The sequence below is a fragment of the Cryobacterium sp. M25 genome (assembly GCF_002929635.1).
Classification (GTDB): domain Bacteria; phylum Actinomycetota; class Actinomycetes; order Actinomycetales; family Microbacteriaceae; genus Cryobacterium; species Cryobacterium sandaracinum.
On record NZ_PJJU01000036.1, the window covers coordinates 15,516 to 31,371 of the forward strand.

Consider the following 15,856-nt stretch of genomic DNA (forward strand, 5'->3'; position numbering starts at 1 on the left):
ACGGTCAGGTCAGGGGTGCGGGGTCGCAGTACTCCCCCGAACCATCAGCTCGGGTTGAATGACGGGGATCAGCTCCGCGGGCTCGCCGCCCATCAGGCGAAGCACCCGCTCAACCGCCAGCCGGCCGACCTCGTTGAAGTCGAGGCGGACGGTCGTGAGGCTCGGCTGGAAGTAGCGGGCCTCGCTCATGTCGTCGAAGCCGACGACGCTCACATCGCCGGGTACCTGGACGCCCCGCTCGTAAAGCGCTTTGATCACGCCGAGGGCCATCGAGTCGTTGGCCACCAGAACCGCGGTGATAGAGGAATCATCGGCGATCTCCAAGCCTGCCCGGTAGCCGGAATCGGCCGTCCAGTCGTCGGTACGAAACTCGGGATTGACCGTGCGGTGGTGCGCAGCGAGTTCGGACAGCCACCCAGCACGCCGCGCCTCCGAGGCCATCCAGCCGGGTGGGCCTCCCACGTGCCAAACGGTTTCGTGACCCAGCCCGATCAGGTGCCGGGTTGCCAGTCGCGCGCCGAGCACATCGTCCATCGACACGGCCGTCGAGCTTGCCGGTGAGCCCTGTTCGAACCGCACGATCGCAACGTCGGGGTCCAGTGCCCGCAGCACCTCGACGGCTGCCGTCATGGGGGCGAGCACGATGATCCCATCCACCGCGTCCGCGACGAGCGTGTCCAGCGCGGCACGAATGTCGGCCGAATCGACCTGGGGAATGCTCACCAGGCTCGTGGCGTAGCCGTTGCGCCGCGCCTCCTCGGCAATCCCGAAGAGGACCAGGGCTGAACCGTGCACCGGGAGGGAGTAGGAGACCACGCCCAGGTTCATGGACCGGTTCGTGGCGAGGGCGCGTGCGGCGGAATTGCGGTTGTAGCGCAACTGCGTGATGGCCCGTTCGACCCGTTCGCGCACGTCCGGACTGACATTGTTATGTTCATTCACGACGCGAGACACAGTCTGTTGCGACACTCCGGCGAGTTTCGCCACGTCGATCATGCGCACGCTGCGGCCGCCCGGTCGAGGTTCCCTGCCCATGCGCACCCCCTCCCGAAAAGAAAATCCCCGATTCAGACATGTTAGCGCACCATGCCTGGTGTCATAAAGGCCTGAAGGGAGCGGATATCAACCCCGTCAATGGCAGACTTGTCAACCAGACAGGGCGCCCATCATCGATTGACAGCACTTGATAGTGCGCTAACATTCACTAACGCCAACAGTTATCGACAGTGAATCTCAGACGAAGTTGACGTTCTGTATCCGCGTGCCGGCAAGGGAGTCGATTCATGAGTGAGACCGCAGCACAACCAGATGCGCAGACACCAACCGGCGCCGAGTCCTACGTCATAGGTGTTGACTACGGCACCCTTTCCGGTCGGGCGGTCGTCGTGAGGGTCTCGGACGGCGCCGAACTCGGCTCGGCCGTGCTCGACTATCCCCACGCAGTCATGGACACCACCCTTGCTGCCACGGGCGCCGCACTGCCGCCGGAGTGGGCGTTGCAGGTTCCGCAGGACTACGTCGCCGTGCTGAAAAGCGCCGTGCCGGACGCCATCGCCAACGCGGGCATCGACCCCGCCCTGGTCGTGGGCATCGGCACCGACTTCACCGCCTGCAGCATGGTGCCGGTCATCGCCGACGGCACCCCGCTGAACGAACTGCCGGAGTACGCCGGGCGCCCGCACGCCTACGTCAAGCTGTGGAAGCACCACGCGGCGCAGCCCCAGGCAGACCGCATCAACACGCTCGCGGCCGAGCGTGGCGAAAGCTGGCTGCCCCGCTACGGCGGACTGATTTCCAGCGAATGGGAGTTCGCGAAGGGCCTCCAGCTGATGGAGGAGGACCCCGAGCTCTACGCCCGGATGGACCACTGGGTCGAGGCAGCAGACTGGATCGTCTGGCAGCTGACCGGCCACTATGTGCGGAACGCCTGCACCGCGGGCTACAAGGGCATCCTGCAGGACGGCGCTTACCCCGGCGAAGACTTCCTCACCGCGCTCAATCCCGGCTTCGCGCGGTTCGCCGCCGACAAGGTGGCGCATGAGATCGGGCAGCTGGGCGCATCCGCCGGCACCCTCTCCGCCGAGGCCGCGGCCTGGACCGGACTCCCGGAGGGTATCGCCGTGGCGGTCGGCAACGTCGACGCGCACGTCACCGGCCCGGCCGCCCAGGCCGTGCTGCCGGGCCAGATGGTGGCCATCATGGGCACCTCGACCTGCCACGTGATGAACTCGGACCGGCTCGCCGAGGTGCCCGGCATGTGCGGCGTCGTCGACGGCGGCATCGTCTCCGGACTCTACGGCTACGAGGCCGGGCAGTCCGGCGTGGGCGACATCTTCGCCTGGTACGTCAACAACCAAGTCCCCGCCCGCTACTTCGCCGCGGCGGAGGCGGCGGGCCTGAGCGTGCACCAGCACCTCACCGAGCTGATCAAGGACCAGCCCGTCGGCGGGCACGGGCTGATCGCCCTCGACTGGCACAGCGGCAACCGCTCAGTGCTCGTCGACCATGAACTCTCCGGCCTCGTGCTGGGCACGACCCTCACCACCCGGCCCGAGGAGATATACCGGGCCCTGCTCGAGGCCACCGCCTTCGGCGCACGCACTATCGTAGAGACCTTCAACGCGAGCGGCGTGCCGGTGACCGAGTTCATCGTGGCCGGCGGGCTACTCAAGAATGCCTTCCTGATGCAGACCTACAGCAATATTCTGCGGATGCCGATCTCAACCATCGACAGCGAGCAGGGGCCCGCGCTCGGCTCGGCCATCCACGCGGCGGTCGCCGCCGGCGCGTACCCCGATGTGCGCGCGGCCGGCCAGGCCATGGGCAAGCTCAACAAGAACGTGTACACACCCAACGACGAGTCGGCGACGGCCTACGACAAACTGTTCGCCGAGTACACGCTGCTGCACGACTACTTCGGCCGGGGCGCGAACGACGTCATGCACCGACTAAAGGCGCTGAAGCGCGATGCGGCCGCATCGCTTCACTCGGCGGCGGTGCCGGCATGAGCCGCTTCGGCCCCACCGTCGACGCCGCTGTCATTCGTGTCCGTGAGGACGTCGCCCGCCTACACGGCGAGCTCACCCGCTACGGGCTCGTGGTCTGGACCGGCGGCAACGTCTCCGGCCGGGTGCCCGGCGCCGACCTCCTGGTCATCAAGCCCAGCGGCGTCGACTACGCCGACCTCACGCCCGAGAACATGATCCTGTGCGACCTCGCGGGCGCCGTCATTCCCGGCTCCACCGGTTCCGACCGGTCGCCATCGAGCGACACCGCCGCGCACGCCTACGTCTATCGCAACATGCCGGAGGTGGGCGGAGTCGTGCACACGCACTCCACCTACGCCACCGCCTGGGCCGCACGCGGCGAAGAGATCCCGTGCGTGATCACGGCGATGGCCGACGAATTCGGCGGCCCCGTGCCCGTCGGCCGCTTCGCCATCATCGGTGACGACACCATCGGCCGCGGCATCGTCGACGCCCTCACCGGCCACCGGTCCCGCGCGGTGCTGATGCAGAACCACGGCCCGTTCACGATCGGCAAGGACGCCCGCGACGCCGTCAAGGCCGCCGTGATGGTCGAGGACGTCGCCCGCACCGTGCACCTCGCCCGCCAGGGCGGAGACCTCATCCCGATCCCGCAAGCCGCGATCGACTCCCTCTTCAACCGCTATCAGAACGTCTACGGACAAGCACCGCAAGGAGCACTGCGCTAATGCCAACACTCACCACCACCCTCGATCACTACGAAGTCTGGTTCCTCACCGGAAGCCAGAACCTCTACGGCCAGGAGACCCTGCGTCAGGTCGCCGAGCAGTCCAGGACCATCGCCGACGCGCTCGGCGCAAGCAGCGACATCCCGGTGAAAATCGTCTGGAAGCCCGTGCTCACCGACTCGGACTCGATTCGCCGCGCGGCGCTCGACGCGAACTCGGATGACCGGGTGATCGGCCTGATCGCGTGGATGCACACCTTCTCACCCGCGAAGATGTGGATCTCCGGGCTCGACGCCCTGACCAAGCCGCTGCTGCACCTGCACACCCAGGCCAACGTCGAACTGCCCTGGAGCGAGATCGACTTCGACTTCATGAACCTCAACCAGGCCGCGCACGGCGACCGTGAGTTCGGCTACATCCAGACCCGTCTCGGCGTGTCCCGCAAGACTGTCGTCGGCCACGTCTCCAACCCGGCCGTGACAAACCAGATCGGAACCTGGACCCGCGCGGCCGCCGGTTGGGCCGCGTCCCGCAGCATGAAGCTCGCCCGCTTCGGCGACAACATGCGCTACGTCGCCGTCACCGAGGGCGACAAGACCGAGGCCGAACTGCGCTTCGGGGTGCAGGTGAACACCTGGCCGGTCAACGAACTCGCCGAGGCCGTGCACGCGGCGACGGATGCCGAGATCACCGCTCTGGTCGCGGAGTACGAAGACCTCTACGACGTGGCCCCCGAATTGCGCGTGGGCGGCGAACGCCACGAGTCGCTCCGATACGGTGCCGCGATCGAGATCGGACTCAAGTCCTTCCTCGAGGCCGGCGGCTTCAGCGCCTTTACCACTAGCTTCGAAGACCTCGGCGCGCTCCGCCAGCTGCCGGGCCTCGCCGTGCAGCGGCTGATGGAACAGGGCTACGGCTTCGCCGGGGAGGGCGACTGGAAGACGGCCATCCTCGTGCGCGTGGCCAACGTGATGGGCGCCGGTCTGCCCGGCGGTGCGAGCCTGATGGAGGACTACACCTATGACCTCACCCCCGGGGACGAACTGATCCTCGGTGCCCACATGCTCGAAGTAAACCCGGCGCTCTCAACCGAGAAGCCCACACTCGAAATCCACCCGCTCGGAATCGGCGACCGCGAAGACCCCGTGCGCCTGGTCTTCAACGCCGCCCCCGGCCCTGCCGTCGTGGTCGCGATGAGTGACATGCGCGAGCGGTTCCGACTCATCGCCAACGTGGTCGAGGTCGTCGAGCCCACCGAGGCACTCCCGAAGCTCCCGGTCGGCCGCGCCGTCTGGCGCCCCGCGCCCGACTTCGCCACCTCCGCCGCCGCCTGGCTCACCGCCGGCGCCGCCCACCACACGGTCATGTCGACTGCCGTCGGCATCGAGGTCTTCCAAGACTACGCCGAGATGGCTCACACCGAACTCCTCCTGATCGACCAGTCCACGACACTGCGTGACTTCGGCCGTGAGGTGCGATGGAACCAGGCATACTACCGGCTGGCGCAAGGACTGTAGCTCCGGGGCGAACACGGGACTCCCGCCTCAGCTTGGCGGAGGTTTCGCCGGTCTTACCGTTCGAGGCCGGCGGCACGGGTACGAGGGTCGTCGGTCGATTTCGACTCGTCGCCGCGGGTAGCCGGGCGGGCCTTTACGGTCAGGCCGGCAGCGCGCATCGCGCACCTCGTCGAGCGCGGTAGCCGGCATCTGCTGGCCGGCCCCGCACTTGCTCGGCGGCGCGCTCTGAGCCTGCTTCTCTTGCAGGTCCGCCACTCGTACCGCGAGCTCCGCGCCAACGCTGCGCTCATGGTACGCCATCAGGGATGGCCTGGGTTTGGGTCGGTTCAACCTTGTACCGGTCACGGAACACGTCGACTTCGGCGGCAAGGCGCACCCACTCCTGTCGGCGGGTGCTCTCGGTCGGGATGTCTCCGAACGGACCGCGGGGCGGTCTGAAAGTCGCGCGATTGCCCGATCGCCCGGGTGCTCAAGGATCAGCAGTTTCAAATTCGCGTCGTTTCGAAAATCGATCAAATGAGGCTCGGGACTTCCTTGCTCGACGGCATTGAGGCGTCGGATTTTCTACCGTTCGCGGCCGTCATCGCGGGTACGCTGGTCATCGGAATGTGTCGTCTGGTCTCCGCGCGTGGCCTGCCGCGGCATTACGGTGAGGCCGGCGGCGCGTTGCGCTTTACGCTGCTTATTTGCCGTAATCCGGTTCGCGGCGCGCATCACGTCGAGTGCGGTGTCCGGCCTATGCCGGCCGGTTTCGCGAGCGTTCGGCGGGGTGCTCTGAGCCTGCTTCTTCTGCAGGGTAGCTACGCGCGCCGCGAGTTCGGCACCAACCGCGCGCTCACGGTACGCCGCGGGAATGGCCTCGGTCTGTGCCGGGTCCATATCGTACCGGTCGCGGAACACGTCGACTGCGGCGGACGCCCGGCCACTGCTGGCGCCTGGTTGGCGGGGGCCGTTTCGATACGTCGTTCCATTCGGCGGGAGAAGACGGGGCCGACGTCGTCGGCGGTGCCGCGTTCTCGTTCGTTCCACGAGTCCCGCAGCACACTGGCTGGGTCAAGGCCGTGGGTTTCGGCGTGGGTGTGGCTGCTCGTTCAGGCAACGTCGACTGATCGAACGCTCGGACTCGCGCAGCTGAATTCTTCAGACAGCCAGAGCCGTCCGCACGAGTTCGGAGAGTTGCTTGACTGGGACCTCGCGCCGATAGAGGAAAGCTTTCAACGCTTCGCCGTAGATGACGCTGCGCACGCGGCTGGCGCTCATGGTGTCCCACCTGAGTTCAGACCAATGCGGCTAACTGTTCCCGTACCCATGAAGACAACGTGTCAGCTTCCACCTCGCGCCCGGACAGAACAATGCCTGGCCAGGTCCGCCGTGTCGAACGGGATCGTGAGTGTGCCCGGCTCCAGCGCCAGAGGGGCATCGATCTCGATCGGCGGGGCTCACTCGCCCGGCACTTCATTGAGCCGCTCGTCGTCAGAGACGCTTAGGCTCACGGACAACACGGCCTTGCCGAGTCCGCGGGCTTCAAATGTTGCAGCGGATTCGACGGCAAGGACATTCTTCGCAAAGCTGTCGTCACCGTCAGCGATGCCGTTTTCGGTCGAGCGGCGGTCGTCAGGGCGACAGCGGGTCACACTACTCAGAGTCCCATGAATTCGCGGAAGTGAGCTGTTCTAAACCTTCAGCCACCTGAGTCCACCGCAGGGCACTCGCTCACTGCTGGCGCAGGAGAGCAAGGAATTCGTCGGCCATTGCGAGCTGATCCCGCAGCCCCTGGCGCCGCTCCTCGGCCTGTGCGATGAAGGACTCCAAGTCTGACCTCACAGCGGCAATGTCGGCGCCCTCGATGGCGCCATCCAGTGTGTCGATGGTCTTGAGGAGCGACATCATTTCTTCAAGCGAGAAGCCCAGCGGCTTCATGCGCCGGATCAGGATCAACCGGGCCAGATCTTCGTCCGTGTAGAGACGGAAGCCGCCATCAGTCCGGCCTGAGGCCCTGAGCAAACCGATTTCGTCGTAGTGGCGGATGGTTCGCAATGACAGTCCGGTGCGTTCGGCCAGTTCGCCGATATGCATAGTTGCCGTTGGCTCAGTCGGTGACATGGCGGGACCTCTCATGCGTGGACTCGAACATAACCCTAACGTTAGGGTAGAGTTGTGGTCGTCGGCTGACAATGTGTGACAGCCCACCATCCATCCTCGCCGTATCGGCGGATGATTGTGCGCACCGGGCGCACCCCTTCCCCTTCCCCTATTCTGGCCCGCCACCGCGAGCCCCGTCCCTGGAGGCCCCATGGCACTCGCTCAAAAATCCCCCTCGCCCGACCGTTACAAAGCCGAGCCATCGGTGATGACAGCACTTCGAACTCCGCGCCTCCTCACCCGAGAAGTTCTCGCCGGCCTCGTCGTCGCGATGGCGCTGATCCCGGAAGCGATCTCGTTCTCCATCATCGCTGGCGTCGACCCACGGGTTGGACTGTTTTCGTCCTTCGTGATGGCCGTATCCATTGCGTTCCTCGGCGGCCGCCCCGCGATGATCACCGCCGCAACGGGAGCCATCGCCCTAGTGATCGCCCCGGTAGCACGCGAGTACGGCATGGATTATTTCATCGCCACGGTCATCCTGGCCGGGCTCCTGCAGGTGATCCTGGGCGTGCTGGGCGTGGCCAAGCTCATGCGTTTCATCCCGCGCAGCGTCATGGTCGGATTCGTGAACTCCTTGGCCATCCTCATCTTCATCGCACAGTTGCCGCATTTGCTCGGGGTGCCGTTCATGGTGTACCCGCTGGTGGCGATCGGGATCATCATCATGGTCGTCATGCCCCGGTTCACCAAGATTATCCCCGCCCCGTTGGTCGCCATCGTGGTGCTGACCATCGCAACCGTCACCATCGCAATCAACGTGCCCACCGTCGGCGATCAGGGCGAACTGCCCAAGAGCCTCCCCGAACTCTTCATCCCAAACGTTCCCCTCAACGCAGAGACGCTCACGATCATCGCCCCCTACGCGCTGGCCATGGCCATGGTCGGCATCCTCGAGTCCCTAATGACGGCCAAACTCGTCGACGAGGTCACCGACACCCACTCCCACAAGACCCGCGAAACCTGGGGTCAAGGCGTCTCCAACATGCTCTCCGGCTTCTTCGGCGGCATGGGCGGGTGCGCCATGATCGGCCAGACCATGATCAATGTGAAGGCCTCCGGTGCCCGAACCCGCATCTCCACGTTCCTTGCCGGCGTATTCCTGCTGACACTGGTCGTCGCTCTCGGCGATGTCGTCGCCATCATCCCCATGGCCGCCCTGGTGGCCGTGATGATCATCGTCTCGGTGCTGACCTTCGACTGGCACAGCATCCGTCTGTCCACACTTCAGAGGATGCCAAAAAGCGAAACTACGGTCATGGTCGCCACAGTCGCCGTGGTCGTAATTACCCACAACCTCGCCATCGGCGTAGTCGTCGGGGTTCTCGTGGCAATGGTCGCCTTCGCCCGCCGGGTGGCGCACCTCGTAGACGTTGAACGCAGCTTGTCCAATGATGAGTCTGTCCCGACTGCGTACTACACCGTGACCGGCGCGCTCTTTTTCGCGTCAAGCAACGACCTCACCACCCAGTTCGAGTACGCAGAAGACCCGGACCGCATCGTCATCGACATGGCCGCCTCCCACATCTGGGACGCCTCCACCGTCGCAGCCCTCGACTCCATCACGAACAAATATGAACGTCTCGGCAAACGCGCCGTGATCGTGGGTATGAACGATGCCAGCACCAATATCCACGCCCGCCTCGCCGGCAACCTCGGCGGAGGTCACTGACCCCACCGGCTGAGCAGCATCCGTCGTCGACTCCCCGCCGCGGCGTGGACAAGTTCGCGGGAGGTGGAGGAGTCGGCGAGGACGTGGGCGGTGTCCGCGGTCATGCCCTGGACCCGGTGAATGGGAACGGGTCCCCCATCCGCCTCTTGCCATAGAGTGGCACTTGAGTTTTACTGGATGACATCAGCATCCGCACGAGTACCGGGAGAGCACCCATGGCCGAGTCGTCCACCCGAACCGTGGAACGAGCCCTCGACCTGCTTGCCGTGATCTGCGACGCCGACGGGCTCACGCTCTCGGAGAGCTCACGCGCCGTCGCCCTCGCACCGAGCACCGCCCTGCGCCTGCTGCGCACGCTCGAGACCCGCGGCTTCGTGCACAAGACCGACGACGGCGCCTACCTGCCGGGCAGCCGCATCATCCAGCTCGGCGCGCAGTCGCTCAGCAGCGAGTCGCTGGTCACCCTCTCCCGCCCGGCCATGGAGCGGCTCGTCGCCGAGACCGGCGAGTCCGTCTACCTCAGCGTCGAGGGCCACAACGCCACCGGGCTCTACATCGCCATCGTCGAGGGCACCCACTCGGTGCGGCACACGAGCTGGGTCGGCCGCACCGTGCCGCTCGAACGCTCCGCGGCCGGGCAGGTGCTCACCGGGCATACCCCGGAGACCGGCTACGTGGTCGTCGAACGCGGCGTCGAAACGGATGTCACGGCCCTGGCCGCGCCGATCCGTTCGGAGACCAGAACAATCGCCGCCCTGAGCCTGGTCATCCCGAGCTACCGGGTGGAGACCGCGGACATCCGTCGCTACGGCCCGCTGCTGGCCCAGGCTGCCGGGCACGTGTCCGCCGGTCTCAGCCGTGCCGTCCCCAACCTCCCTACGGACTGATCGACCCCGAATCGCCCGAACCCCCGAACCCCCTAGGAGACAGTGATGTCCGAATCCCGCCCCGTGCGCGCCGCCCGCGGCACCAAGTTGACCGCGAAGAGCTGGCAGACCGAGGGCCCGCTGCGGATGCTGATGAACAATCTCGACCCCGAGGTGGCCGAGCACCCGGAGAACCTGGTGGTCTACGGCGGCACGGGCAAGGCCGCCCGCAACTGGGAGGCCTACGACGCCATCGTTCGCACGCTCACCACGCTGGAAAAGGACGAGACGCTGCTGGTGCAGTCCGGCAAGCCGGTCGGCGTGTTCCGCACGCACGAGTGGGCGCCGCGGGTGCTGATCGCCAACTCCAACCTGGTCGGCGATTGGGCGACCTGGCCGGAGTTCCGCCGCCTCGAGGCCCTCGGCTTGACGATGTACGGCCAGATGACGGCGGGTTCGTGGATCTACATCGGCACCCAGGGCATCCTGCAGGGCACGTATGAGACCTTCGCCGCCGTGGCCGCGAAGATCGCCGCCCGTGAGGGCGGGCCTCACAAACATAGTGGCGGCACCCTGGCCGGCACGCTCACCCTCACCGGTGGGGCCGGCGGCATGGGCGGCGCGCAACCGCTGGCCGTGACCATGAACGGCGGCGCCGTGCTGATCGTCGACGTGGACGAGTCCCGGCTACTGCGCCGGGTCGAGCATGGCTATCTCGACGAACTGGCACCCACCCTCGACGACGCCATCGCCCGGGTACTCGCGGCGAAGAACGAGAAGCGCGCCCTCTCCGTGGGCGTGGTCGGCAACGCGGCGACCGTGTTCGCCGAGCTGCTGGAGCGGCGGGTGCCGATCGACATCGTCACCGACCAGACCAGCGCGCACGATCCGCTGGCCTACCTGCCGGAGGGTGTCACTGCGGAGGAGTGGCACGACTACGCGGCCGCGAAGCCCGAGGAGTTCACCGAGCGCGCCCGGGCATCCATGGCCAAACAGGTCACCGCGATGGTGGGCTTCCAGGATGCCGGTGCCGAGGTCTTCGACTACGGCAACTCGATCCGGGCGGAGGCGGAGCTCGGCGGCTGCGCGCGGGCGTTCGATTTTCCCGGGTTCGTGCCCGCATACATCCGCCCGCTGTTCGCCGAGGGCAAAGGCCCGTTCCGCTGGGTGGCGCTCTCGGGCGACCCGGCCGATATCGCGGCCACCGACCGGGCCATCGTGGAGCTGTTCCCCGAGGACGAGCACCTGCGCCGCTGGATCACGAAGGCGCAGAACACCGTGCACTTCGAGGGCTTGCCCGCACGGATCTGCTGGCTCGGCTACCAGGAACGGCACCGGGCCGGTCTGAAGTTCAACGAGATGGTGGCGTCGGGCGAGCTGAGCGCGCCGATCGTGATCGGCCGCGACCACCTCGACTCCGGCTCGGTCGCCTCGCCCTACCGGGAGACCGAGGCCATGCTGGACGGGTCGGATGCGATCGCCGACTGGCCGCTGCTGAACGCGCTGCTGAACACGGCGTCGGGGGCCACCTGGGTGTCGATCCACCACGGCGGCGGCGTCGGGATCGGCCGCAGCATCCACGCCGGCCAGGTGATCGTGGCCGACGGCACCCCCCTGGCCGCCGAGAAGATCGCCCGGGTGCTCACCAACGACCCCGGCACCGGCGTGATGCGGCACGTCGACGCCGGGTATCAGCGGGCCGCGGAGGTGGCCCGGGAGCGCGGCCTGCGCGTGCCGATGTGGGAGTCGGAGTGAGTGCGGTGTGCGCATGAGCGAGCTCGCCCACGGAATGCTCGCCGGACTTGCCGAGATCGCCGACACCGGGCGGGACTCCCGCCGCGGCGGCTACTCCCGGCACCTCTGGCAGGGTGCCGACCTCGAGCTGCGGACCTGGTTCGCCCTGCGCGCCGAGCGCCTCGGGCTCAGCGTCGAGACCGACCGTAACGGCAACGTCTGGGCCTGGTGGGGAGAGCCGGGGCCGGATGCCGTGGTCACGGGCAGCCACCTGGATTCCGTTCCCGGCGGCGGCGCCTACGACGGCCCCCTCGGCGTGGTCAGTGCGCTCGAGGCCGTGGCGCGGCTGCGGGCATCCGGGTTCACGCCGTCCCGCCCCTGCGCTGTGCTCGTCTGCGCCGAGGAGGAGGGCTCTCGATTCGGGATCGCCTGCCTGGGCTCCCGGCTGCTGACCGGCGGCATCGACGCCGACCGGGCCCGCGCGCTCATCGACGCCGACGGGATCACCCTGGCCCAGGCTGCCCGCCGCGCCGGGCTCGACCCTGCGCACCTCGGCGCCGACCGGGACGCCCTGGCCCGAATCGGCCTCTTCATCGAGCTGCACGTGGAGCAGGGCCGCGGCCTGGTCGACCTCGGCCGGCCCGTGGCGGTGGCGTCGTCGATCCTCGCGCACGGGCGCTGGCGCCTCACCGTGACCGGCCAGGGCAACCACGCCGGCGCCACCCCGATGGAAGACCGCCGCGACCCGCTCGTGGCCGCTGCCCGCGCGATCGTCGCCGTGCAGGATGCCGCCGGGGGCCACCCCGGCGCGCGCGCCACGGTCGGCCGCCTGGAGGTGGTGCCGGGCGGGACCAACGTGATCGCGTCATCCGTGCACGCCTGGCTCGACGCCCGCGCGCCCACCGACGCCGAGACCCGCGACCTGGTCGCCGCAATCGAGGCGGCCGTCGGCGAGGCCGCCCAGGTGAACGGATGCTCCGTGGCCGTCACCGAGGAGTCCTGGACCGGAACGGTGACGTTCGACCCCGAGCTCGTGGGACGATTCCGGTCGGTGCTCGGCGGTGACCCCCTCGTTCCGGCCCTGCCGACGGGCGCCGGGCACGATGCGGGCGTGCTCGCAGCGAGCGTGCCGAGCGCCATGCTCTTCGTGCGCAATCCCACCGGCGTCTCGCACTCCCCCGAGGAATTCGCCGAGGTGGGCGACTGCGTCGCCGGGATCGACGCCCTGGAGACCCTGCTGCGGAGCCTGCTGTGAGCGCGCGCGGGGTCGAGGCTGGGGCTGGGGCTAGACAGTCGAGGACACCGGTGGCCGCCTACTGGTGCGAGCTGGCGCTGGTCGACGGGGCTGCCCTGCCCGGCGTGCGGCTGGAGGTGGGCACGGACGGGCGCCTTCAGGCCGTCACACCGCGCTCCGAGCCGCGGCCCGGCGACGTGCGGCTCGGCACCGTGCTGCCGGGGCTGGCCAACGCGCACTCGCACGCCTTCCACCGGGCGTTGCGGGGCCGCACCCACGACGCCGGCGGCGACTTCTGGCAGTGGCGGGAGGCCATGTACCAGGTGGCCGCCGGCCTCGACCCCAAGCGGTACTTCCTGCTGGCACGGGCGGTGTTCGCCGAGATGCTGGCCTCCGGTTTCACGGCAGTCGGCGAGTTCCACTATCTGCATCACCGGCCGGGCGGCTCCCGCTACCCCGCCGAACACGCCATGGAACTGGCGTTGGCGGCCGCGGCACGGGAGGTGGGCATCCGTCTGGTGCTGCTCGACACGCTCTACCTCGACGGCGGGATCGGGATGCCCCTCACCCCCGCTCAGCGCGCCTTCGGCGACGGATCGGCGGCTGTCTGGCTGGCCCGGTGGCACTCGCTGCGCGCGGCGCTCGGCCGTGCTGCCACGGCCGATGACGGCGACGGCTCCCCGGCTGACAGCCAGGCCGACATCCAGGCCGACACGGATGCCCGCGTCACCCTGGGCGCGGCGATCCATTCGGTGCGGGCGGTGTCCCCGACCGCGATCCGGGAGGCGCTCGCCGGGCTGCCCGATGCCGTTCCACTGCACATCCACCTGTCGGAGCAGCCTCAGGAGAACGCGGACTGCCGGGCCGCCTACGGCCGGACCCCAACCGAGGTGCTGGCCGGGATCGGGGCGCTCGCTCCGCGGCTGAGCGTCGTGCACGCCACGCACCTCACCGACGAGGATGTGGCGCTGATCGGGACATCCGGGGCCTCGGTTGTGATCTGCCCGACCACGGAAGCCGACCTCGGCGACGGGATCGGGCCGGCCCTGGCGTTGCAGCGGGCCGGCGCGCGGATAGCCCTCGGCTCGGACCAGAACGCCGTCATCGACCCGCTGCTCGAGATGCGCGGCCTGGAGGCCGGCGAGCGCCTGGCATCGGGCCGGCGCGGCCGGTTCACGCCCGCCGAACTGCTCGTGGCCGCTTCGGACCACGGCTATGCCGCGCTCGGACTCGGGCGGCAGCGCCTCATCCCCGGTGACCTGTGCGACCTCGTGGAGGTGGCGAGCGACAGCATCCGCACAGCCGGATCGTTGCCGGAGCAGCTGCCGCTGACCGCGACGGCCGCCGACGTGCGCCGGGTGATCGTGGGCGGACGCGTCGTCGCCGACTCCGGGGTGCTGGTGGGTGGCGCGGGCGGGCCTGGCGGGCGCCCGTCGAGCACGCTGCAACCCGGGCTGCGACCCGAGCTGCGACCCGAGATCCTGCTGCGCGACGCCCTCGCCGCGATCGACGGCACCGCCGCCCTCGCGTCAGAAGAACGACCATGACCCCCGAACCGACCGAGCTGATCACCGGTATCCGGGAACTGACCACGCAGGCGGACGGCGCCCCGCGCCTCGCCGACGCCGCCCTCGTGATCGAGGGCGGTCGCATCGCGTGGATCGGCCCGGCGTCCGCGGCACCGGCGGCCGATGTCCGCACGGATGCCGGCGGCCGGGCCGCTCTGCCCGGCTGGGTCGACAGCCACACCCACCTGGTGTTCGCGGGCGACCGGGCCGCGGAATTCGAGGCCCGGATGGGCGGGCAGCCCTACGCGGCGGGGGGAATCCTGACCACCGTGGCTGCCACTCGCGCCGCAACCGAGGCGCAGCTCACGGCCGCGGCGGCCCGGCTGCGGCGAGAGGCGGAGGCGCAGGGCACCACGTTCCTCGAGAGCAAGACCGGCTACGGCCTCGACCTGGCGAGCGAGGCGCGGTCGGCTCGGGTGGCGGCATCCGTCGCCGATGTCGTCACATTCCTCGGCGCGCATATCGTGCCGCCGGGCATCGACCGGCGCGACTACCTGGACCTGGTCACCGGGCCGATGCTCGCCTTGGTGGCTCCGCACGCACAGTTCGTCGACGTGTTCTGCGAGGTCGGGGCGTTCGATGTGGCGGAGAGCCGGGAGGTGCTGCTGGCCGGCCGCGCCGCCGGCCTCGGCCTGCGTCTGCACGGCAACCAGCTGGGATTCAGCGGCGGGGTGCGCCTCGCGGTGGAGCTCGGCGCGGCGAGCGTCGACCACTGCAACCACCTCGAGCCGGCGGACCTCGACGCCCTCGCCGCTTCAGCGACCGTGGCCACCCTACTGCCCGCCTGCGACCTCTCCACGCGGCAGCCGTTCCCGCCGGCCCGGCGGCTGCTCGACGCCGGCGCGAGCATCGCCCTGGCCACCAACTGCAATCCGGGCAGCTCCTACACGACGTCGATGGCGTTCTGCGTGGCCACCGCGGTGCTGCAAATGGGTCTGACGATCGAGGAGGCGGTGTGGGCGGCGACCCGCGGCGGAGCCCGGGCTCTCGGCCGCGACACGGGAACGGACGCGGTCGGAGCCCTGCGCGTGGGCGGGCGGGCCGACCTGCAGGTGCTTGACGCGCCATCCGTCGCTCATCTCGCCTACCGCCCCGGCGTGCCGCTGACCTGGGCGGTCTGGCGGCAGGGTGTGCGGGCCGGCCGCCGCGGCCCATCACCGCTCCCGGCCTGACCGAGGGATTCCCGCCTCGCACCCTCACTGTCCCCTCTCCCGCGCCGTCCCCCTCCAACCCACCCCGCCCCGTCGTGCATGACTCCTGCACATTGCTCAATCACTCATCGGGCACCCCCCGGAATTCCGCGGATGTCCGCGCATGTCCGGCGCCGGTCTCGAGAAATCGCGGGAGTTATGCACGCGAGGCACCGAAGACCACCTCCCGGGCCAGGACACTCCGTCGCCGGACAGCC

The 15,856-nt window shown here is 68.7% G+C and carries 13 protein-coding genes; 9 read left to right on the forward strand and 4 right to left on the reverse strand.

Annotated elements, in window-relative coordinates; all coding sequences use genetic code 11:
• Positions 1-9: 9 nt before the first annotated feature.
• Positions 10-1,035, reverse strand: a complete 1,026-nt coding sequence (locus tag CXY81_RS03180) for a LacI family DNA-binding transcriptional regulator (protein WP_233191504.1) — start codon at positions 1,033-1,035, stop codon at positions 10-12.
• Between the two features lie 248 nt (positions 1,036-1,283).
• On the opposite strand from CXY81_RS03180, the gene araB reads away from it, so the two are divergent.
• Genes araB through araA form a run of 3 tightly spaced genes read left to right on the forward strand, consistent with a single transcriptional unit; the run spans position 1,284 to position 5,232 of the window.
• Positions 1,284-3,008, forward strand: a complete 1,725-nt coding sequence (gene araB, locus CXY81_RS03185; protein WP_104193939.1) for a ribulokinase — start codon at positions 1,284-1,286, stop codon at positions 3,006-3,008.
• Positions 3,005-3,715, forward strand: coding sequence for an L-ribulose-5-phosphate 4-epimerase (locus CXY81_RS03190; protein ID WP_104193940.1), 711 nt, complete (start codon positions 3,005-3,007; stop codon positions 3,713-3,715). The genes araB and CXY81_RS03190 overlap by 4 nt, the downstream gene beginning before the upstream one ends.
• Positions 3,715-5,232 carry an L-arabinose isomerase gene (araA, locus tag CXY81_RS03195; protein ID WP_104102641.1) on the forward strand — a complete coding sequence of 506 codons (1,518 nt, stop codon included), beginning with the start codon at positions 3,715-3,717 and terminating at the stop codon, positions 5,230-5,232. Before CXY81_RS03190 ends, araA begins: the two co-directional genes overlap by 1 nt.
• Before the next feature lie 564 nt (positions 5,233-5,796).
• Here the strand turns inward: araA and CXY81_RS03200 are convergent.
• The 3 genes from CXY81_RS03200 to CXY81_RS03210 form a co-directional block, all read right to left on the reverse strand.
• The gene (locus tag CXY81_RS03200) at positions 5,797-6,111 is read right to left on the reverse strand and encodes a hypothetical protein (protein WP_146067605.1); all 315 of its coding nucleotides are present in this window, start codon (positions 6,109-6,111) and stop codon (positions 5,797-5,799) included.
• 560 nt (positions 6,112-6,671) lie between these two features.
• A complete protein-coding gene (locus CXY81_RS03205; protein WP_104193942.1) occupies positions 6,672-6,866 on the reverse strand; it encodes a hypothetical protein in 195 nt (64 codons plus the stop codon).
• Positions 6,867-6,945: 79 nt separating this feature from the next.
• Positions 6,946-7,308 (reverse strand): MerR family transcriptional regulator, encoded by a 363-nt coding sequence (locus CXY81_RS03210; protein ID WP_233191505.1) that lies wholly within the window; start codon positions 7,306-7,308, stop codon positions 6,946-6,948.
• A gap of 217 nt (positions 7,309-7,525) precedes the next feature.
• Between CXY81_RS03210 and CXY81_RS03215 the strand changes: the two genes are divergently transcribed.
• The 6 genes from CXY81_RS03215 to hutI all read left to right on the forward strand — a co-directional run bounded on the left by CXY81_RS03215 (position 7,526) and on the right by hutI (position 15,620).
• A complete protein-coding gene (locus tag CXY81_RS03215) occupies positions 7,526-9,046 on the forward strand; it encodes a SulP family inorganic anion transporter (RefSeq protein WP_104193943.1) in 1,521 nt (506 codons plus the stop codon).
• Positions 9,047-9,261: 215 nt separating this feature from the next.
• Positions 9,262-9,933: an IclR family transcriptional regulator gene (locus CXY81_RS03220; protein ID WP_104193944.1), complete on the forward strand. Its 672-nt coding sequence runs from the start codon at positions 9,262-9,264 to the stop codon at positions 9,931-9,933.
• Positions 9,934-9,978: 45 nt separating this feature from the next.
• On the forward strand, positions 9,979-11,667 hold the full coding sequence (hutU, locus tag CXY81_RS03225) for a urocanate hydratase (RefSeq protein ID WP_104193945.1): 1,689 nt from the start codon (positions 9,979-9,981) through the stop codon (positions 11,665-11,667).
• Positions 11,668-11,680: 13 nt separating this feature from the next.
• A complete protein-coding gene (locus tag CXY81_RS03230) occupies positions 11,681-12,901 on the forward strand; it encodes an allantoate amidohydrolase (RefSeq protein WP_199182934.1) in 1,221 nt (406 codons plus the stop codon).
• Positions 12,902-12,951: 50 nt separating this feature from the next.
• Positions 12,952-14,427 carry a formimidoylglutamate deiminase gene (locus CXY81_RS03235; protein WP_104193946.1) on the forward strand — a complete coding sequence of 492 codons (1,476 nt, stop codon included), beginning with the start codon at positions 12,952-12,954 and terminating at the stop codon, positions 14,425-14,427.
• Positions 14,424-15,620 carry an imidazolonepropionase gene (gene hutI, locus CXY81_RS03240; RefSeq protein WP_104193947.1) on the forward strand — a complete coding sequence of 399 codons (1,197 nt, stop codon included), beginning with the start codon at positions 14,424-14,426 and terminating at the stop codon, positions 15,618-15,620. Before CXY81_RS03235 ends, hutI begins: the two co-directional genes overlap by 4 nt.
• The last annotated feature ends 236 nt before the right edge of the window (positions 15,621-15,856 follow it).